The organism is Antiquaquibacter oligotrophicus (assembly GCF_020535405.1).
Taxonomy (GTDB): Bacteria; Actinomycetota; Actinomycetes; order Actinomycetales; family Microbacteriaceae; genus Rhodoglobus; species Rhodoglobus oligotrophicus.
In genome coordinates, this window is the sequence record NZ_CP085036.1 from 653707 (window position 1) to 671851 (window position 18145).

The following is an 18145-nucleotide window of genomic DNA, read 5'->3' on the forward strand; positions in this document are numbered from 1 at the left end:
TGCCGCGGCATCCCGTATATCGGGGTCATCCCTTCGTCGCGACACCGTAGGAGACGTAGCGCCAGCTCGGCGGGGTGAGCCGATCCGCAAAAGCGTCATCGACCGCGGCGAGCGCTCCGCGTTGACCCTCCGTCACGCCGAAGAGCGCAAGCGACCCGGTCGTATACAACTCATGTTCCCGGAAGCCGCTCAAGAGCTGGTGCATTTCCCGAACCGACATGAAGCGCCAGGATGATCCGCGAATTCGATACGCGATCGCCCGTGCCGCCCGGTGAAACCAGGTGCTCCTCAAGTTCTCGGCGAAGAACAACCGGCCGCCCGGCTTCAACGCCCTGAGCATCCCGGCCATCGCCCGCTGCTGGGCCTCGAACTCACGCCCCACGCCACCCAGCACCGACTTGAAGATCACGAGATCAAACTCGTTCTCGAACGGAATGGCGGTCGCGTCGACGTCTTGATACGTGATTCCAGTGACCCCGTACCGGTCGTGGAGGGGCCGCGCCTGACCCTCGGTGTTCTGGAAGTTGGTGCACACGACGGTGTGCCCTTGCAGCGCCAACCAGAGTGAGGGACCGCCGGGGCCCGCACCCACCTCGAGGCAGCGGAGCGGGGCATCCGTCGGGCCGAGGTGGTCATTCCAGAACTCGACCGCCGTCGACCAGGTGCGAACATCCCACCCGACGATGTCGCGCATCAACTCCGCGTCGATGCCCGTGCCCATCGTCTCAGGCTACTGGGTGACCGAGGCACGCCACGACGGGTGCTACTCCGTGAGACCCGCACTGTAGATGGCCGCCGCCCACACGACGGAGGTCGCCAGCAGCAGCCCGAGCACCACCGCTGCCGAACCGAGCACGCGGGTGAGCGCGTTCGGACGACGCAACGAGATCGCCCCGAAGACCATGCCGGTGACCCAGGCAAAACCCAGCCAGAAGGCAGGACCGGAGAGGTACATAAAACGCAGCGTCGCCCCCGTCGTCGCATTGTCGACGAGAGTGATCGGCACGGTGAGCAGCCAAATCACGGACGGGATCGCCGTCATCAGCACGCCGATGATCGCGAGCGGGCCGACCTTCTCGGGGCGCACGGGGACCCCGGGGGCGGTGGCGGCAAGAACAGCGAAGACCACAAGCGCGATGGCACCGAGAACCAACGCGACCGTCACCCCGAAGTTCATGAACATCTCGACGGGGGCATTGCTCGGAAAACCCGCGCCAGCAACCTGGCCCGCGATGGCAGCGGCAACCATGAGGCCAGCGACGACGCTGCGCACCACGGCCTGCGTGCGATTGCGCGGCTGCGGGGTGGCGAAGGATGTCGCGGACCACTGCACGTTCACACCCTCAGCGGTCGACGCGGCACCATACGGAGCTCCACCGACCACGGGCTCCGGAGTGACCGGGCCGGAACCCTGGGGCGCTTGCGGTTCGTTGGTGCTCGATGCGTCCGACATGAGTCCAGGCTATGCGCTCAACCTCGGGATTCGCCTCTCGTTCGCGGGAGCGCGACCCACACCCGCGTTCCACCGGACGGAGAGTCGTCGATCCCGATACCGCCGCCGTGAGCTCGAGCGATGCGTTGGCACGTGGAGAGACCGATTCCCAGCCCCGGAACCGCTCCCGTGCCCGCGCGCTGCGAACGTCCGAAGACGCGGACCCGATCCGCAGGAGCGATTCCCGGCCCGTTGTCGTCCACGGCGATGCGCCATCCGTCGTCGAGTTCCTCGACACCGACGACGATGTGCGGTGTCGTGCCGCCCGCCGCGGTGAACTTGATGGCGTTGGCAATGAGGTTCTGAAGCAGCACGGCCAGGAGCGACGGGTCGGCGACAAGCCGGGCATCCGAGCTCACCGTCACACGGGCGCCGGAGTCTGCGAGGGGCTTCGCCAGGTCGTCAATCACCGAGCTGACGACTCCGCTCAGTTCCACGGTCTCGGCGTGAGGAGCTGCCCCCTCGGAGCGAGCAAAGTCGACGAGCCCACTGACCATAGCCATCACCCGGGCGGTAGCCGACTCTGCTCGCGTGAGTACCTCGACGGCGAACGGCGCCTTCTCCAGGTCGGGGTCGTCGATCGCCAGTTCCAGAAAACCCGCAACGGCCGATAGTGGGTTGCGCAAGTCGTGCCCCAGTTGGCTTGCGACCTGGGTCAACCGGTCGTTGGTGACACGCAGGGACCGCGACAGGCGGCTCAGTTCGAGCACGTCAACGATCTGCGTTGCGAGGATGCCCAGAGCCTCCTGCTGGGTCAGGCTCAGGTCGCCCGGCTCATCGCCGAAGACGCACAGAGTCCCGATCGGGACCCCCTCCGGAGTGACGAGCGGACTCGACGCGTACAACCGCACGGTGGCGATCTCACCCGTAACAAACGGGTTGGTGGCGAAGCGGGCATCCGTTCTCGCGTCCGACACCACCACGAGCTCGCCACGCTCGAACACTGCAGCGCACATCGAGTCCTCGCGGGCGCAGACGTCCGGTTCGAAACCGATCGCTGCGATCTGATGCTGGTGGCGGTCGTCGATGATGTTGATGACCGCGGCCGACACCGCGCACAGGGTCGCCGCCAACTGCACGACGCCACGGAGATCGGGTGGTGGCTCCTCGTCGAGCACTCCGTAGTCGGCAATTGCGCTCACCCGCGCAAGGTCACGTGCAGTGGTCACCACATCTCCCCCTCAGACGTGACTCCATCGTGCCAGTCAGACCCGCGCCGGTCGATCAGTGACCTGCGTCGCTCACGAGTTTGAGTCCGACGATGCATCCGACAAGTCCCACAAGGAGGAGAACCTTGATGGTGGAGACGGGCTCAGCGCCCGTGACCATCGCGAACGCGACCGTGAGGGCGGCGCCGATGCCGACCCAGACCGCGTACCCGGTGCCCGTGGGAATCTCGCGGAGCGCTATGGCGAGCCCCGCCATACTCGCGACTAGTGCAACCCCGAACACAACCGTCGGCGCGAGCTTGGTGAATCCCTCGCTCTTACCGAGCGCTGTGGCCCACACGGCCTCGAGAATTCCGGACACAACAAGAATCAGCCACGACATGACGAGCTCCTTGGCCAGTCTTGTCGCGTTCCGGGTACTGAACCGTCGTCCGGGAGGCGGTGCTGCCTCTGGGGCGAGCGTAGCAACGCAACCTGTGCAGATCTGGAACACGGCTCGTAGTCTTCAGGGATGACTGCGGATGTCGTTTCCCTCGTTCGGGCACTCATCGAGATCAACTCGGTCAACCCGCATATCGACCCTCGCGCGAACGGTGAGGTGGACATCGCGGCATTCTGCTCAGAGTGGCTCGCGCGTCGCGGGTTCACCGTGGAGCGACTCGAAGCTCACCCCGGGCGCCCCTCCGTCGTCGCGATTCTGCGCGGAACCGGCGGCGGCCAGTCGCTCATGCTCAACGGCCACCTCGACACCGTCGGTGTCTCCACCTACCGCGGCGACGCCTTCGCGGCTCGCCTCGAGGACGACACAGTGTTCGGCCGGGGCGCGTTCGACATGAAGGGTGGCATCGCAGCGATCCTCGTGGCCGCCGACCGCGCGTCGACCGAGCCCCTCCGGGGTGACCTCATCGTCGCGCTCGTCGCTGACGAGGAGTTCGGCAGCCTCGGCACGTCCGAGGTGCTGGCGCGATTCGGGGCCGATGCAGCCATCGTCGCCGAACCGAGCGAACTCGAACTCACCCTCGCGCACCGAGGCTTCGCGTGGTTCGAAGCGGAATTCACGGGGGTCGCCGCGCACGGGTCGATGCCCGAGCAGGGGGTGGACGCCATTGCGGGTGCCAGCGCTCTGTTGGCGTCGGTCGATGAGCTTCGGTTGCGGCTCGAGGGGATGCCGCGGCATCCGTTGCTCGGGCACGGCACCGTTCGCGTCGCGACCATATCGGGCGGGGTGGATGCCGCGACTGTCGCCCCGTCGTGCACCCTCACCCTCGAGCGCCGCACCCTGCCGGGCGAGACCATCGACGAGGTCGAAACGGAACTGCGCGCTCTCGTCACGGCCGCTGCAGACTCCGTTCCGGGGCTGACCGCGACGCTGACGCGGCTGGTGGGCCGTGGTGCGTTCGAGGCAGATCCCGCGTCGCGCATCGTCACGACCGTGGGGCGTGCCTTCGAGTCCGTGACCGGCGCCGCGCCAGGTGTGCGCGGCGAGCCGTTCTGGACGGACGCCGGGCTCTACGCTGAGGCGGGCATCCCGTGCCTGGTCTTCGGTGTGGACGGGGGCGGCGCGCATGCCGACGAGGAGTGGGTCACCGTTGCCTCGCTCGAGACGCTCACCGACGTGCTGGAGCGCACGATCCGCGAGTTCTGCGGTTGACCTCCCCACGCCCGGGTGGTCACATTGTCGACATGGCACGCGGATTGACGCCCCTCTTCTTCGTCTACCTCGCGCTCTCGATCGCCGGGCTCGCAATCACGTGGACCTTCAACGGCCTCGCTATCGCCCAGGGCAGCGCGTGGTTCGGCGAGTGGTTCAGCAACGGCGCGGCGACGCAGTCGTTGCAGTGGGACCTCGTAGTGCTGGCTACGGCAGCGAGCGTGTTCGTGATCGTCGAAAGCAGACGCCTCGGCATGCGACGGGCATGGATGCTCGTGCCCCTGTCATTCCTCACGGCGGTCGCGTTCACGGTGCCGCTCTTCCTGGCGCTACGCGAGCGGCACCTCACGCGCCTCCGCGGTGGCGAGCTGCCACGAACCGACCCAAAACCCGCCGCGTAACGTCGATTTGCGTCAACTCGGCGAGGCAAGGCTTGGTATCAAGTTTGGTATCATCTGAGGATGGCCATGACTCTGAGACTCGACGAGAACGAAACCGCAGCGCTCCGAAAACGAGCCGAGATTGAGGGGCGCTCCATGCAGGACGTCGCGCGTGACGCAGTCCGCTCATATATCGAAACAACAAGCAAGCGCGACCTCATCGACTCGGTGCTCGACACTGAACTGCCGCGCTACGCCGAAGCGCTAGACCGCCTCGGCCGCTAGAGACCAGCGTGATTTACCTCGACCTGGAAGACCTCCTGCACATCGCACGGCGGACACTCGAAGCTGAACCCGTTGTCCGCGATCTTGGCCTTCTGGAGTCCGCCGCTGCTCGCCCGAGCGCGACCCTGTTCGGGAAAGATGCCTATCCCGACTTGGAGACGAAGGCCGCGGCCTTGACCCAATCGATCGTGAACAACCACGCATTGGTCGATGGGAACAAGCGCCTGGGGCTCGCCACGCTCTTCACGTTTTTGGGGATCAACGGCGCCCGATTGAGATGGACTAACGACGAGGCCTACGACTTCATCATTGCGATCTCGTCAGGAGCGGCAAGTGACGTCACGGCGATGGCCTCAAGGATCGCGGCGGCGATCAGTGCTTAGGCGCGTCGAAGCTGCATGATCGAGACCCCGGTGATCGCAACGCCAGCTACGAGCATCACCCATCCCAGGATCGGCTCGTTGCTGCCAAGGATGCCCCAGATACCAACCCCGACGAGTGCAAGCGAAAAGACAAGACCGAGGATCATGTAGATGCGATAGCGCGTTGGGCCCATCTGCGACTCAGGTTCCATGAAGGGAACGCTAGCGAGCGCGAGCCGGTCACCGCGCGCCCCTGTCCGGGGGCGGGAGCGAGAGGAATCGCTCAGCTCGTAGAGCGGGCATCCTCGACGGAGGTGATCGCCCAATTCACGAAGGGGACGATCCAGCCGAGGTCACCACTCATCCACCGTTTGGCGACAGAGCTGATCGGGAAGAAGGTGAGCTCTCGTATCTCACCACGGATGGCGAGGTCGCTCCCGTACTCGTCCGTCACGACTCCCCAGCCAAATCCGAGCCTCTCTGCAACCACAGCGCCGACCCCCGCTCCGATGCGGGTAATCGTGGCGCTCGGGTCTGGTCGCGCGTCTTCTGCTAGTGCGGCCCACGCGCCCCATTCGTTGTCGAAGTACTGGGACAGGTCTTCGGGGCTGAGATCGATTCCGGCGGCCACAAGCTCGTCGAGCAGGCTCGCGAGCCACGCGGACTCTGCTTCGTTCAGCTCGCTGAATGTTTGATCGGACACGCGCCAAGACTACTCAGCGGGCTGAGCTAGCTGATCGCCGATCATGAGGCTGTGGGTTCGAGTTGGCTGAGCCGATCAGCTATGAGTTCGGCGAACGTCGCAACGTCTCGCTCGAGGATGCGACCGTCAGTGAGCACACGAACTTGGACGACGAGATTGCCCCGCTGCAGATCCCATACGTACGACCGCCACCGAGCACCTGGGCTGCCTTCCCGAACCCAGCCCACCGCCGCAACCTCGTCCGGCACGGCGATGGCCGCCTGCGAGGTGATCTGCACGAGGCTCGTATCGATGCTGCCCGGCGCGCGAATGTCCAAGTCCTGCCACGGACAGGCGATGACTCGATCGTGAAGGTCGTGCATGAACGCGGTCGCGCTCTCCGTTGCGGGGAAAACGCGCGCCGCAATGTCCACCACCTCATCGCCGGTTTGCCAGGCTTGGACCCAGCTGATCGGGTCCTGTGAGGTGCTGTCCGGTCCGACGGAGATATACGGCGCGCTCGCGGTGACGAAAGCACATTCCGCGTCTCCACCGACAGCCAGCCACTGCTCGCCGCCCGCTGGTGCGTCGTCGGCGACCGTGCTCGCGTCGAGTTCTCCGGCTCCGTAGAGCTCATCAGCGATCGACAGCGAGGACACATCGCCGGCCGAGACCGCCAACGTGGCCGCGTCATCGAGGCCGAAGCATGGCTCGACACACGGAAGCGGCGAACGGGCATCGGGATCTTGGGCGGGGCCGTCGAGAAATGGCTGGTCTGGGCTCGTCTCTCTGATGCTGTGGTTGACGTACGCGAAGAAGCCCAAGACGGGGAGGCACAAGATGCCGATGACGGCGAGCACTCCTGCGGCAATCAAAGCCCACGACCACCACCGCATCCCGCGTTGACGTGCAGGTTTGGGGGATGGAAAGGCCGCGCTCATGCGACCATCCTGGCGCAGCCGCCGCACGTTGCCCACTACTGATGCTCCCGCCTACGCCCGACCAACCTGCACGTCGAACGCGGACCCGTCACTGCAGCGCTAGCAACTCCACCGGCTGACCGGTGACTTGGGCGATCAGTTCAAAGTCTTCATCGACCGCGAGCACAGTCAGTCCGGCCTTCTCAGCTGTTGCCGCAATCAGGAGGTCGGGAATGGACGGTGCGCGATGTTGTCCACGATCAGCGAGCAGCATCTGAACTTCGAACGCGCGGTCTTCCATCGCGGGGCTCAGGTGCTCGACGGGCATAAGCGACAGCGGCGGCAGACTGAAGGTCTGACGAGTTGCTTCGCCCGAACGCGCGGAGAAGCCGAGCTCCAACTTTGTCACGGTGGAGAGGCGGACCAAGCCGCGCTCAATTCGCGCGTTCCACTCGTCGATCTTCGCCGCCTGTCCGGTCTGCATTCGCACAAAGGCTGACTTGTCGATGAGCCAGTGCGTCACCGCCACGCAGCATCCATTGTCTCTGGGTCAGCAAGGTCACCGAAGGTCGTTGCAGATCGGGTCCAATCATCGGCGGTGATCGTGGCTGCAACGGACATCGAGGCTTCCGTCTCGAGCCTGCGACGCAGGAACTCGTTTCGAGATAGACCGAGCGCTGCTGCCTCTGAATCAATACGCTCGACGGCGGCGGCGCTCAATCCACGAATGAGTACGTTCGTCATAGCCATCTCCCCAACGTTCCGGTGATATCACGATATCACCGGCCTCGCGCACTCTCCGGCGCGGTCGAGCATCACGCCCAACTTGTACCCGGGGCGGGCTGGAGCCAGCCGGGCTTCGAGTAGCCGGGCTGGCCCGGAAACGCACCATTGACGTCCCACGTCAGTTGGAATGCAGGAACGGATGCTTCGTCGGGTCGCTGATAGAAGCGGTTGGCTGTGAAGATCAATTCGGCAGGATTTGGAAGTACCTCGATCCGCACGCGAGTATCGGTCCCCTCCCAGAGCACGACATCGCCGTGCAACAAGTCGTCACCCTCCCGCACCTTTGTGCCCATGTAGTTGAGAAGGCCAATCGCGGACGAGTAGTCGAGTCCAAAGACGATGAGCTCTGGATGATTGAGCCCGAAAAGGCCGACGGTATAGGCGAAGGGAGGCGTAGTGCCCTCCCCATTGACATACTGCACGGCCCAGCCATCTTGACGAACGATCTGGGTGATCATCCGATCTTGTTCCTCAAGCCACGCCACGATCTGATCGTCCGATCCGGTGTTCATAGGGGGACGGTACGCTCTCCGCCACGTGGCCGAGAACTGGTCATCGGGATTGGGTAATGTGGGCGCCTTTCCTTCCTTGGGAGGAGAGGTCGGCGTAGCCGCGTCACCGCGCTGCGGATCGCGGCGAACGGTCAGTGAGCAGTGCGGCATCCGCCTCGTGGCGCAGTTCGAGCGTGATTGCTCAGAACGGAGCGCCCCTCGGCGCGGACTCACGCTAGTCGTGCCCTTCAGAGCCCTAGTTGTTGAACCGGAACTCCACCACGTCGCCGTCCTGCATCACGTAGTCCTTGCCTTCGATGCGGGCCTTGCCCTTGGCGCGGGCTTCCGCGATCGAGCCGGTCTCGACGAGGTCGTCGAAACCGATGACCTCCGCCTTGATGAAGCCCTTCTCGAAATCGGTGTGGATCACGCCGGCCGCCTGAGGTGCCTTCCAGCCCTTGCCGATCGTCCAGGCGCGGGCCTCCTTCGGTCCGGCCGTGAGATAGGTCTGCAGTCCAAGCGTGTCGAATCCGATGCGCGCGAGCTGGTCGAGGCCGGACTCGGTCTGGCCGGTGGATGCGAGGAGCTCCGCGGCATCCTCCGGGTCGAGGTCGATGAGCTCGGACTCGATCTTCGCGTCGAGGAAGACGGCCTGGGCCGGAGCGACTAGGGCCGCCAGCGCGGCCTTGGCCGTGTCATCCGTGAGCACCTCGTCGTCGACGTTGAAGACGTAAATGAAGGGCTTCGAGGTGAGCAGGCCCAGTTCGCGAATGGGCTCAGTGTCGATGCCGGATGCTGACAGGGGCGTCCCCTCGTTGAGCACCTTCTGGGCGGCGAGCGCGGTCTCCAGCACCACCGGCTCAAGCTTTTTGGCTTTGACCTCTTTCTCGTAGCGCGCAATCGACTTCTCGAGTGTCTGCAGGTCGGCGAGAATGAGCTCGGTGTTGATGGTCTCCATGTCGGATGCCGCGTCCACGCGTCCGTCGACGTGCACAACATCCGGGTCGCTGAACCCGCGGATGACCTGCGCGATCGCGTCGGCCTCGCGGATGTTGGCGAGGAACTTGTTGCCGAGCCCCTCTCCCTCACTCGCGCCCTTGACGATGCCCGCGATGTCGACGAACGACACGGGTGCCGGGAGGATGCGCTCGCTCCCGAACAGTTCCGCGAGCACGTTCAGGCGAGGGTCCGGAAGGTTGACGACACCCACGTTCGGTTCGATCGTCGCGAACGGGTAGTTCGCCGCGAGAACCGTGTTGCGCGTGAGGGCGTTGAACAGGGTCGACTTTCCGACGTTGGGCAGACCGACGATTGCGATAGTGAGAGCCACGGCAGACCAGCCTAGGCGGTGCGCGGAGCGGGCGCGCGCCGCAAGCGCGGCGGCACGGGCGACGGCGCGGTGGTGACCACACCGTTGCGGTGACCCCAGCGCCAACTGATGAGGGCGGCGAGCACACACATGATCATCGGGAACAGCATGAACGGCCCACCCGTGCCCTCGCTGCGGTCGATGCCCTGCTCGAGCTGCCCGTATAGCACCGCCGGAATGAACAGCAGCACGTTATTTGTGGCGTGCACGAGCACGGGAGCCTCGAGGCCCCCCGTGAGGCGAGCGGCGAGCGCCGCGGATGCCCCGAACACGAAGTAATACGCGATCAGCCACCAGTCCGCAGCGAGGTGCGCCAACGAAAACACCGCACTCGAGATGACCAGGCCAACAACAAACGCGACCGTCGGATTACGGAACCACGACTCCGCCGCACGCAGGATGAGCCCCCGCGCACCGTACTCCTCCCCCGCGGACTGCAGCGGGGTGGTGAGCACAACGATCGCGAGCATGATGATGACGCCAGCGTCGATGCGCACTTCGCCGGCCGGTTCCACCACGATCGAGATGCCCACGTACAGCGCCCACACGGGAACGATGATGAGCGCGAGCCGCAGCATCCATCGCCACCGGATGCGACCCACCACCGATGACAGGGACCCGACGCGTGCCCCGAAGAACAACCGCTGAAGCACAAGGGCGAGCGGGATGCACGCGGCCAACGACAGGTTGTTCACGAGCATGATCACCGGGGTAAACGGGATGAGACCCGACTCGAGCTGCTCGAGCGTCAACTCCCCGCGCGCGAACTCGATCGCAAACCCGACGGCGCCGAGAACAGCGGAAACCGCGAGGTAGGCGGCCACGAACACAACGATCGCAAGTGCGCCTCGCCACCAGCCTCGGGCAGGGCTCAGAGCGTGGGCATAGTCCAACGGAGGGTCGCTCACGCGCGAGCGGAAACAGTGCGTGACATAGGGCAACACAAATTCGCTCCGCCCTGCAGTATCGGGATGCGTCGCGAGAAGTTCGTCGATGGCTGCCACCACCCGGGCGCGCTCGGTCTCGTCCGCCGTGATGTACGAACTGCGCGAGGCAGCAAGCCGCACGAGATCATCTCGAGTAACCGTGGTCGACCACCGGAACTCGGCACGTTCTAGTTCCCCGAACGGAGGCTCAACCCGTGCGACCTCCTCGAAGCGCGCCTCCGCATTGCTCTGGCCGATCGTGCGCCCGAGAGCTGCCACCCAGTCGACCGAGTCGTCACGGATGTTCCACACGAGGCCGAACGTGCCCCCGGGCCGCAGTACCCGGGCAACTTCTGTGAGGCCGGCCTCGGCATCCGCCCAGTGCCATGACTGAGCTGCAACAACTGCATCCACGCTCGCGTCGGGGAGGGGGATCTGCTCGAAGGTTCCCGGGCGCGCGTCGACCGTCGGCAGCAACGTGTGGAGGCGCTCGAGCATGACCGGATCCGGGTCCACGGCGACCGTAGTGCGGCCGGACTCGACAATGAGGCGCGTGAACTTGCCCGTCCCCGCTCCGAGGTCAACGACCTCGCGCGCGCTTCTGGGCACAACCCACTCGAGGGCTTCGCGGGGGTACTCGGGGCGCGCCGCGTCGTAGACGTCGACCGCGGCGCCGAACGATGTTGCCTCGGGATTGCTCATCGATCCAGCCTACGTCGGCGATTTATGAGCGCAGAAAAGCCGGGCGACCCAGCGGTCGCCCGGCTTTCTCCGCGACTATTAGGCCCGACGTGCGCGGCGCGCGAGGATCAGTGCGCCGAACCCCGAGAGCAGCACGACGCCTGCGATCGGCAGAACCGCGGTGGGGGTCGACCCGGTTGCGGCCAGCTGCGGGCCGGGCGCGGGAGCGGGCTGCGGTGCCGGAGCGACACCGGGCTGCGTGATGAACATGGCGTAGGCATTCAGGCAGTCATCGCCCGCGAAGAAGTCGCCCTGGAACGTGGCTGTACCGGTGGGGTCGCCGAGGTCGAGCGAGCCCAGCCCCTGGCACGCGTCACCGTCGGTGCTGTACCAGAGCGTGTTGGCGCTGTCGAACGACGCCGTCTCGATGTAGTCGAGAGGCTGCGCGATGAACTCCGCGACACCCGTCGCGACGTCCAGCGAGTAGATCGCACCGTCGTAACCACCGAGGTAGAACTCACCTGTTGTCGTCTGGTCGATGAAGGACAGGTAGTCAGCGCCGTCGATGGGAAGCGATGACAGTACGGCACCCGTCGACTTGTCAACGGTGACGATCACGGCGTCCTGATCGATGATGCGAAGTGTTCCGTCAAGGGCGACATTGAGCCCGTCGCACTCGTCGATCGATTCGTGAGCGACCGGTCCAACAAGTGTCGAAGCACCGGTGGCGGGGTCGAGTGTGTAGAGGTCACACGCTACGGGAGTGGCCGCGAAGTAGTAGGCAACGCCGGTTGCGGGGTCGTAATCCGCACCGTACTTGCCGCCTTCTGACTCGAGGTCGGCAACAAAAGTGGAAGCGCCCGTGGACGTCGAGGTGTACAGGGCCTCGCGGGTGATCGGGTGGAGCACGTCCGTCTCGGGCAGTTCGGCTGCGCCGGCGGGAGAAACGCCGACGAACACGAGTCCGAGGGCGGCGATGATGGCGGCGGACGAGGCTGCGGAGGCACGACGGCGCATAGGGATTCCTTTCCGGATTTGGTTCACCATAGTGGACAGTGAACGGGGCGCTCCACTCGGCCACGTGGGCGGCGTCGTTGCTTCGCAGGACATCGGCGCGCCCCGTGGGCGGCGTCGGAGGCACGTGTGAGCATCGGGTTGTGCCACTGGATTTCACTGCGATCGACTTCGAGACCGCCAACAACTCTGCGGCGAGCGCCTGCTCTGTCGGCATGGTCAAGGTACGCGACGGTCGCGTCGTGGATTCGGCCTACTGGCTGATCAAGCCCCCGCTCGGCCACGACGCCTTCCTCGAGTGGAACGTGAGGATCCACGGCATCATGGCGGCGGATGTTGTGGACGCGCTCCTGTGGAGCGAGCAGCTCCCCGATCTCACCGCGTTCGCCGAGAACGACACTCTCGTGGCCCACAACGCCCGATTCGACATGGGGGTCATCGACGCCGCCAGCCGCGCGAGCTACATTCCGACGCCGTCGTACGACTATCTGTGCAGCCTCCAGATTGCGCGCAAGACCTACCACCTCGACTCCTACCGCCTGCCGTCAGCAGCGATGGCGGCCGGCTTCGAGGATTTCGCCCACCACAATGCGTTGGCGGATGCCCAGGCTTGCGCCGCGATCATCGTGCACGCCGCGGACCGTCACGGCGCAGCATCCGTGCGCGACCTTGCAGAACTCACCGGTGCCAAGGTGGGGCGCATCGGCTCTCCGGTCGAGCAACTCGACGTCGCGTCCCTGTAGTTCGGGGGCACGGCCCTGGCGGGGCGCGCTGAGCGACGTCCTATCTAGCCGTTCTGGGGGAAGCCCAGGTTGATGCCGCCGTGCGAGGGGTCCAGCCAGCGGCTCGTGACCGCCTTCTCGCGCGTGAAGAAGTTGATCGAGTGCGGACCGTACGCCTTGGCGTCTCCGAAGAGCGAGTCCTTCCAGCCGCCGAACGAGAAGTAGCCGACCGGCACGGGAATCGGCACGTTGATACCGACCATGCCGACAGTCACCTCGCGCTGGAAGCGACGTGCCGCTCCCCCATCGTTGGTGAAGATCGCCGTTCCGTTGCCGTACTGGGAGCCATTGATCAGCGCGAGACCCTCCTCGTAGGTCTTCACGCGCACCACCGACAACACCGGTCCGAAGATCTCGTGGGTGTACACGTCGGATGACGTCGGCACCTTGTCGATGAGAGTCGGGCCCAACCAGAACCCGTTCGCTCCACCATCGGCCTTCACGCCGCGGCCGTCGACGACAACCTCCGCGCCGTCCGCGATGGCGACATCGATGTACCCGGCGACCTTGTCGCGATGCTCCTTCGTAATGAGCGGCCCCATGTCGCAACCCTTGGTGCCGTCACCGACGGTGAGACCCGACATACGCGACTGGATCTTCGCGATGAGCTCGTCGGCGACAGGCTCGACCGCGACAACAACCGAAATCGCCATGCAGCGCTCGCCCGCTGAGCCGAAGCCCGCATTGACGGCGGAGTCCGCCACGAGGTCGAGGTCGGCATCCGGAAGCACCAGCATGTGGTTTTTGGCGCCACCGAGTGCCTGCACACGCTTGCCAGCCTTCGATGCGGTCTCGTAGATGTACTTGGCGATCGGGGTCGAGCCGACGAACGAGATGGATGCCACGTCCTCGTGCTCGAGAAGTGCATCCACCGACTCCTTGTCGCCGTGGACGACGTTGAACACGCCGTCGGGCAGACCAGCCTCCTTGAGGAGCTCCGCCATCCAGATCGCGGCGGACGGGTCCTTCTCGGAGGGCTTGAGCACAACCGTGTTGCCCGCGGCGATCGCGACGGGGAAGAACCAGAGCGGCACCATCGCCGGGAAGTTGAACGGGCTGATGATGCCGACGACACCGAGCGCCTGCTTGACCGAGTACACGTCGACGCCGGTGGAGACGTTCTGAACGATCTCGCCCTTGAGCAGGTGCGGGATGCCCGTGGCGAACTCGACAACCTCGAGGCCGCGAGCAACTTCGCCGAGGGCGTCGGAGGTCACCTTGCCGTGCTCGTTGGTGAGGATCGCCGCGACCTCGCCCTTGCGCGCGTTGAGGAGCTCGCGGAAGGAGAAGAGCACAGACTGCCGTTTGGCCACTGATGCCTCAGACCATTCCGGGAACGCGGCCTTCGCTGCCTGGACGGCGCTGTCGACGTCGGCGACGGACGCGAGACGCACCTCGCGGGAGACGGAACCCTCCGCCGGGTTGTAGACGGGGGACGTGCGGGTGGATGCTCCGGCGAACGCGGCACCGTTCACCCAGTGGTCGAGGATCTCAGTCATATGCCCAGTGTGCGCGTGCCGGCATCTGCAATCAAGGGCCGATGGCGCACACCCGATCTGCGTTTATGCGCCTACTGCGGCACGAGTTCATGAGCTCGGGCGGCTACCTCCTCCAGGAGCGCGTCTCGCACCAGGCGAACCGCGTCCACGGTGAGGGCATCCCGCCGCACCGAGAGAGAGAACTGCACCCGAAAATCGACCTCGTTCGCAAGCACCGGCACGAGGTCGGGCTCGCGGTCCGCCATGAAGGCGTGCAGCAGACCGATGCCTGCACCCTCCCTCGTGGCTGCGAGTTGGGCGAACGCGTTCGTCGAGCCGAAACGCACGTGCATCCCGCCGAGGACCGGCGCGAGGTCGAGCTCGCGCACCGTCAGAAGCGCATCGACATAGAAGATGAGCGGGTGGCGCTCGAGGTCCGCGAGAGTGGTGATGGGCGGATGTTTCGCGACGTACTCTCGCGCGGCGTACAGCCGAACCGAATAGGGCGCGAGGGTTTCGCTGGCGAGGCGCGAACTCGTCGCGGAGCCGACGGTCACCGCGAGATCGAAACCAGAGCCTCGGAGGCTGAGCGGCCGTGTCGATGTCACGAGCTCGACCGTGATACCCGGATGCTCGGCCTGCACTCGCGCGAGTGCGGGCACCACAAAGAGCGTGCCGAAGGCCTCCGGTGCCACCAGTCGCACCGTGCCGCGCAGCGCTTCCGGCCCGCCGGAGGCAGCCCCGAGCACATCGTCGACGAGGTGCTCGAGGGGCGCCGCCCGCGCCGCGACGTCCCTACCGATGGCGGTCAGCTCCCAGCCGTCCGCGCCACGATCGAGAAGTCGCACCCCGAGTGCCGCTTCGAGCCTGTCGAGCCTGCGTCGCACGGTGGTGTGGTCCACCCCCAGGAGGGTTGCCGCCGAGACGAGTCGACCCGTGCGCGCAACCGCGAGAAGGTAGCGCAGGTCGTCCGTCGAGACGCCGTGCGGGTCGGGAGCCATGGAATCACCCTAGGCCGGGCATCCATCGGCGGTGCACCCCGGTAATGTCGCCGGCCGCTGCGACACTGTCGGCATGGACCCCATCGTCTCGCTGCTCCTTGGCCTCGTCATCGGTGTTGCTCTCGGAATCGGGGGCGGTTTCCTGATCGCCCGCACCCGCTCGACCGCGGTCGACCCGGCTCTGCTCACGGCACGTCACGATGCGGTCGTCGCGGAGGTTCGCGCCCAGGAAGCCTCTGTCCGCGCCGAGCTTCAGGCGCAGCTCGCCGCCGCGAGCGCGAGTGTCGACGGGTTCCGCAGCCAGCTCGCGGACGCGCAAGAGCAGTACCGTCTGCTGGTCGAGCGTCAGCGCACGGATGCCCAGGCTCAAGCCGAGCGGGAGGCTCGCGACTCCAAGGTGCTCCAGGCGCTCACGCCCGTACAGGAGACACTGCGCACCATGCAGAGCAAGGTCACCGAGTTGGAGGCACAGCGCGCACAGCAGCACGGAGAGCTCGCCCAGCAGTTGAAGTCGGCCACGGAGTCGGAGGAGCGCTTGCGCTCGACCGCCGAGTCGCTCGCCTCCGCTCTCCGGAGCAATTCGACGCGAGGCGTGTGGGGTGAGACTCAGTTGCGCAACGTCGTGCAGGCTGCGGGGCTCATCGAGCGCGTTGACTTCGATGTGCAGTCCAGCATCAGCTCGGACGCCGGGGCCGGCCGGCCCGACATGGTCATCCACCTCCCGGGTGGCAAGAACATCGCCGTCGACGCCAAGGTGCCCTTCACCGCCTACCTCGAGGCGAACCAGATCCCCGCGACCGCGACGGGAGAGGAGGCCGCGCGCCGGGAGGCTCTCCTCAAACAGCATGTGAAGGTCATCCGTGGCCACATCGACGCGCTCGCGAGCAAGGCGTACTGGGCCGGTCTCGAGGCGTCCCCCGAGCTTGTGATCGCCTTCATCCCCAGCGAATCGCTTGTGTCCTCGGCGCTCGAGGCAGACCCCGGTGTGATGGACTACGCCTTCGCGAAGCGGGTCGCCCTTGCCTCGCCCGTGACCCTGTGGTCGGTGCTCAAGACGGTGGCGTTCTCGTGGCAGCAGGACGTATTGACCGACCAGGCCAAGACGCTCTTCGACCTCGGCAAGGAGCTGTATGGACGGATGTCGACACTCGCCGAACACGCCGACAAGCTCCGCCGCTCCCTCGACTCGACGGTCAACAGCTACAACCAGTTCGCTAACTCGCTCGAAACTCGTGTGCTGGTCACGGCGCGCAAGCTCAACGCGCTCGACGAGTCGAAGGTCATCGGCACGGCAAAGACGATCGAGCAGTCGCCAAAGCAGCTCACTGCTGTGGAACTCGAGCTGGGCGCCCTCGATGAACTCGAAGGGGTTCACCGCGCGGAGCTGGAGCTGCCCGACATCGCACACCCCGAGGGCAACGCCAAGTCGGCATAGCCGCCCGTGGGCTTTTTGCTGCCCCGCGCTGTGGTTGCTCGCGCGCGCTGGTGTTTGAACGTACGCGTGCTCGTCAAACCTCCGCGCGGCGAGCGGCGCTGAGCGACGTCCACCCCATCGGGCAGGGGAAACGCGAGTCCCGCGGGTTCAATAGACTCGGAGGCGGTCGACATCTACGACCGAATCTTTCGAGGAGACTTTCGCGATGCCCGTAGCCACCCCAGACCAGTACGCAGAGATGCTCGACAAGGCCAAGAAGGGCGGCTTCGCCTACCCGGCGATCAACGTGTCGAGCTCGTCGACGATCAATTCCGTCCTCCAGGGTTTGAGCGACGCGGGTTCGGACGGCATCATCCAGGTCACCACCGGTGGCGCGGACTACTTCGCCGGCCAGAGCGTTAAGGCACGTGCATCCGGAGCGCTCGCGTTCGCCGCATTCGCGACCGAGGTCGCCAAGAACTACCCGGTGACCGTCGCACTCCACACGGACCACTGCCCGAAAGACGCGCTCGACGGTTTCGTGCTTCCGCTCATCGCTGCCTCCGAGGCCGAGGTCAAGGCTGGCCGTAACCCGATCTTCCAGTCCCACATGTGGGATGGTTCGGCTGTTCCTCTCACGGAGAACCTCGAGATCGCCAAGGAAATCCTTCCCCGCATGAAGGCGATCAACGCCATCCTCGAGGTCGAGATCGGTGTTGTCGGCGGCGAGGAAGACGGCGTCAGCCACGACATCAACGAGCACCTCTACACGACGCTCGACGATGCGATCGCTACCGTTGAGGCTCTCGGCCTCGGTGAGCAGGGCCGTTACATGGCGGCACTCACCTTCGGAAACGTGCACGGCGTTTACAAGCCCGGAAACGTGCAGCTCAAGCCCGAACTGCTCAAAGAGATTCAGGATGGCCTTGCCGCTAAGTACGGCACAGGGCCGAAGCCTCTCGACCTCGTGTTCCACGGGGGCTCCGGTTCGACTGACGAGGAGATCGCGACGGCAGTCGCCAACGGCGTCGTGAAGATGAACATCGACACGGACACGCAGTACGCCTACAGCCGGTCGCTGGCGGACACCGTGTTCCGCAACTACGACGGCTTCCTCAAGGTCGACGGCGAGGTCGGCAACAAGAAGATCTACGACCCGCGCGCGTGGGGCAAGCTTGCGGAAACTGCGATGGCCGCTCGTGTCGTCGAGGCCACCCAGCAGCTCGGTTCCGCCGGTCACTCTGGCAAGTAACCACGCCCCC

22 protein-coding genes and 1 riboswitch are annotated in these 18145 nt (G+C 65.5%); of the genes, 7 read left to right on the forward strand and 15 right to left on the reverse strand.

The features are described 5' to 3' along the window. Nucleotides 1-25 precede the first annotated feature (25 nt). From LH407_RS03230 to LH407_RS03245, 4 genes are read right to left on the reverse strand one after another with little or no spacing between them, the layout of a single operon-like run. Nucleotides 26-721, reverse strand: coding sequence for a class I SAM-dependent methyltransferase (locus LH407_RS03230; protein ID WP_322132729.1), 696 nt, complete (start codon nucleotides 719-721; stop codon nucleotides 26-28). A gap of 42 nt (nucleotides 722-763) precedes the next feature. Then, complete coding sequence (locus tag LH407_RS03235; RefSeq protein WP_322132728.1) at nucleotides 764-1453, reverse strand: hypothetical protein; 690 nt, start codon at nucleotides 1451-1453, stop codon at nucleotides 764-766. Between the two features lie 17 nt (nucleotides 1454-1470). Then, nucleotides 1471-2661, reverse strand: a complete 1191-nt coding sequence (locus LH407_RS03240) for a sensor histidine kinase (RefSeq protein ID WP_322132727.1) — start codon at nucleotides 2659-2661, stop codon at nucleotides 1471-1473. A gap of 55 nt (nucleotides 2662-2716) precedes the next feature. After that, nucleotides 2717-3043, reverse strand: a complete 327-nt coding sequence (locus LH407_RS03245; RefSeq protein ID WP_322132726.1) for a DMT family transporter — start codon at nucleotides 3041-3043, stop codon at nucleotides 2717-2719. Between the two features lie 9 nt (nucleotides 3044-3052). Next, nucleotides 3053-3115: riboswitch (guanidine-III (ykkC-III) riboswitch) on the reverse strand. Nucleotides 3116-3172: 57 nt separating this feature from the next. Between LH407_RS03245 and LH407_RS03250 the strand changes: the two genes are divergently transcribed. From LH407_RS03250 to LH407_RS03265, 4 genes are all read left to right on the forward strand, one after another. Beyond that, the gene (locus LH407_RS03250; protein WP_322132725.1) at nucleotides 3173-4312 is read left to right on the forward strand and encodes an ArgE/DapE family deacylase; all 1140 of its coding nucleotides are present in this window, start codon (nucleotides 3173-3175) and stop codon (nucleotides 4310-4312) included. Between the two features lie 32 nt (nucleotides 4313-4344). Next, nucleotides 4345-4713: a DUF2834 domain-containing protein gene (locus LH407_RS03255; RefSeq protein ID WP_322132724.1), complete on the forward strand. Its 369-nt coding sequence runs from the start codon at nucleotides 4345-4347 to the stop codon at nucleotides 4711-4713. Nucleotides 4714-4779: 66 nt separating this feature from the next. Beyond that, on the forward strand, nucleotides 4780-4977 hold the full coding sequence (locus tag LH407_RS03260) for a ribbon-helix-helix protein, CopG family (protein WP_322132723.1): 198 nt from the start codon (nucleotides 4780-4782) through the stop codon (nucleotides 4975-4977). Nucleotides 4978-4985: 8 nt separating this feature from the next. Continuing rightward, entirely contained in the window at nucleotides 4986-5360 is a 375-nt protein-coding gene (locus LH407_RS03265; RefSeq protein ID WP_322132722.1) for a type II toxin-antitoxin system death-on-curing family toxin, read from the forward strand. Here LH407_RS03265 and LH407_RS03270 read toward each other — a convergent pair. The 9 genes from LH407_RS03270 to LH407_RS03310 all read right to left on the reverse strand — a co-directional run bounded on the left by LH407_RS03270 (nucleotide 5357) and on the right by LH407_RS03310 (nucleotide 12211). Continuing rightward, nucleotides 5357-5551 (reverse strand): hypothetical protein, encoded by a 195-nt coding sequence (locus LH407_RS03270; RefSeq protein WP_322132721.1) that lies wholly within the window; start codon nucleotides 5549-5551, stop codon nucleotides 5357-5359. The genes LH407_RS03265 and LH407_RS03270 overlap by 4 nt on opposite strands. Before the next feature lie 71 nt (nucleotides 5552-5622). Continuing rightward, nucleotides 5623-6042, reverse strand: coding sequence for a DUF3806 domain-containing protein (locus tag LH407_RS03275; RefSeq protein WP_322132720.1), 420 nt, complete (start codon nucleotides 6040-6042; stop codon nucleotides 5623-5625). A 41-nt stretch (nucleotides 6043-6083) separates the two neighbouring features. Further along, nucleotides 6084-6962: a hypothetical protein gene (locus LH407_RS03280; RefSeq protein WP_322132719.1), complete on the reverse strand. Its 879-nt coding sequence runs from the start codon at nucleotides 6960-6962 to the stop codon at nucleotides 6084-6086. 88 nt (nucleotides 6963-7050) lie between these two features. Then, the gene (locus LH407_RS03285; protein WP_322132718.1) at nucleotides 7051-7470 is read right to left on the reverse strand and encodes a PIN domain nuclease; all 420 of its coding nucleotides are present in this window, start codon (nucleotides 7468-7470) and stop codon (nucleotides 7051-7053) included. Further along, nucleotides 7461-7685: a type II toxin-antitoxin system VapB family antitoxin gene (gene vapB / locus LH407_RS03290; RefSeq protein ID WP_322132717.1), complete on the reverse strand. Its 225-nt coding sequence runs from the start codon at nucleotides 7683-7685 to the stop codon at nucleotides 7461-7463. The genes LH407_RS03285 and vapB overlap by 10 nt, the downstream gene beginning before the upstream one ends. A gap of 71 nt (nucleotides 7686-7756) precedes the next feature. Continuing rightward, nucleotides 7757-8239: a DUF4262 domain-containing protein gene (locus LH407_RS03295; protein WP_322132716.1), complete on the reverse strand. Its 483-nt coding sequence runs from the start codon at nucleotides 8237-8239 to the stop codon at nucleotides 7757-7759. Nucleotides 8240-8474: 235 nt separating this feature from the next. Next, nucleotides 8475-9548 carry a redox-regulated ATPase YchF gene (gene ychF / locus LH407_RS03300; RefSeq protein WP_322132715.1) on the reverse strand — a complete coding sequence of 358 codons (1074 nt, stop codon included), beginning with the start codon at nucleotides 9546-9548 and terminating at the stop codon, nucleotides 8475-8477. 11 nt (nucleotides 9549-9559) lie between these two features. Then, entirely contained in the window at nucleotides 9560-11215 is a 1656-nt protein-coding gene (locus tag LH407_RS03305) for a methyltransferase domain-containing protein (protein ID WP_322132714.1), read from the reverse strand. A 78-nt stretch (nucleotides 11216-11293) separates the two neighbouring features. Further along, entirely contained in the window at nucleotides 11294-12211 is a 918-nt protein-coding gene (locus tag LH407_RS03310) for an LPXTG cell wall anchor domain-containing protein (RefSeq protein WP_322132713.1), read from the reverse strand. Between the two features lie 140 nt (nucleotides 12212-12351). Here LH407_RS03310 and LH407_RS03315 point away from each other — a divergent pair, with 140 nt between their 5' ends. Next, nucleotides 12352-12951 (forward strand): exonuclease domain-containing protein, encoded by a 600-nt coding sequence (locus LH407_RS03315; RefSeq protein ID WP_322134903.1) that lies wholly within the window; start codon nucleotides 12352-12354, stop codon nucleotides 12949-12951. Between the two features lie 44 nt (nucleotides 12952-12995). Here LH407_RS03315 and LH407_RS03320 read toward each other — a convergent pair whose 3' ends face one another. Both LH407_RS03320 and LH407_RS03325 read right to left on the reverse strand, forming a co-directional pair. Continuing rightward, nucleotides 12996-14489, reverse strand: a complete 1494-nt coding sequence (locus tag LH407_RS03320) for a CoA-acylating methylmalonate-semialdehyde dehydrogenase (RefSeq protein WP_322132712.1) — start codon at nucleotides 14487-14489, stop codon at nucleotides 12996-12998. A 71-nt stretch (nucleotides 14490-14560) separates the two neighbouring features. After that, nucleotides 14561-15469 (reverse strand): LysR family transcriptional regulator, encoded by a 909-nt coding sequence (locus tag LH407_RS03325; RefSeq protein ID WP_322132711.1) that lies wholly within the window; start codon nucleotides 15467-15469, stop codon nucleotides 14561-14563. A 73-nt stretch (nucleotides 15470-15542) separates the two neighbouring features. Here LH407_RS03325 and LH407_RS03330 point away from each other — a divergent pair, with 73 nt between their 5' ends. After that, nucleotides 15543-16904, forward strand: a complete 1362-nt coding sequence (locus tag LH407_RS03330; RefSeq protein ID WP_322132710.1) for a DNA recombination protein RmuC — start codon at nucleotides 15543-15545, stop codon at nucleotides 16902-16904. A 205-nt stretch (nucleotides 16905-17109) separates the two neighbouring features. Next, nucleotides 17110-18135: a class II fructose-bisphosphate aldolase gene (gene fbaA, locus LH407_RS03335; protein WP_322132709.1), complete on the forward strand. Its 1026-nt coding sequence runs from the start codon at nucleotides 17110-17112 to the stop codon at nucleotides 18133-18135. Nucleotides 18136-18145: the final 10 nt, after the last annotated feature.

Excerpts from the sequence above, each read along its gene's own strand:
- LH407_RS03230 (WP_322132729.1), bottom strand. The coding sequence starts at position 721 with ATGGGCACGGGCATCGACGCGGAGTTGATGCGCGACATCGTCGGGTGG.
- LH407_RS03235 (WP_322132728.1), bottom strand. The coding sequence starts at position 1,453 with ATGTCGGACGCATCGAGCACCAACGAACCGCAAGCGCCCCAGGGTTCC.
- LH407_RS03245 (WP_322132726.1), bottom strand. The coding sequence starts at position 3,043 with ATGTCGTGGCTGATTCTTGTTGTGTCCGGAATTCTCGAGGCCGTGTGG.
- LH407_RS03250 (WP_322132725.1), top strand. The coding sequence starts at position 3,173 with ATGACTGCGGATGTCGTTTCCCTCGTTCGGGCACTCATCGAGATCAAC.
- LH407_RS03255 (WP_322132724.1), top strand. The coding sequence starts at position 4,345 with ATGGCACGCGGATTGACGCCCCTCTTCTTCGTCTACCTCGCGCTCTCG.
- LH407_RS03260 (WP_322132723.1), top strand. The coding sequence starts at position 4,780 with ATGACTCTGAGACTCGACGAGAACGAAACCGCAGCGCTCCGAAAACGA.
- LH407_RS03270 (WP_322132721.1), bottom strand. The coding sequence starts at position 5,551 with ATGGAACCTGAGTCGCAGATGGGCCCAACGCGCTATCGCATCTACATG.
- LH407_RS03280 (WP_322132719.1), bottom strand. The coding sequence starts at position 6,962 with ATGAGCGCGGCCTTTCCATCCCCCAAACCTGCACGTCAACGCGGGATG.
- vapB (WP_322132717.1), bottom strand. The coding sequence starts at position 7,685 with ATGACGAACGTACTCATTCGTGGATTGAGCGCCGCCGCCGTCGAGCGT.
- LH407_RS03295 (WP_322132716.1), bottom strand. The coding sequence starts at position 8,239 with ATGAACACCGGATCGGACGATCAGATCGTGGCGTGGCTTGAGGAACAA.
- LH407_RS03305 (WP_322132714.1), bottom strand. The coding sequence starts at position 11,215 with ATGAGCAATCCCGAGGCAACATCGTTCGGCGCCGCGGTCGACGTCTAC.
- LH407_RS03310 (WP_322132713.1), bottom strand. The coding sequence starts at position 12,211 with ATGCGCCGTCGTGCCTCCGCAGCCTCGTCCGCCGCCATCATCGCCGCC.
- LH407_RS03320 (WP_322132712.1), bottom strand. The coding sequence starts at position 14,489 with ATGACTGAGATCCTCGACCACTGGGTGAACGGTGCCGCGTTCGCCGGA.
- LH407_RS03325 (WP_322132711.1), bottom strand. The coding sequence starts at position 15,469 with ATGGCTCCCGACCCGCACGGCGTCTCGACGGACGACCTGCGCTACCTT.
- LH407_RS03330 (WP_322132710.1), top strand. The coding sequence starts at position 15,543 with ATGGACCCCATCGTCTCGCTGCTCCTTGGCCTCGTCATCGGTGTTGCT.
- fbaA (WP_322132709.1), top strand. The coding sequence starts at position 17,110 with ATGCCCGTAGCCACCCCAGACCAGTACGCAGAGATGCTCGACAAGGCC.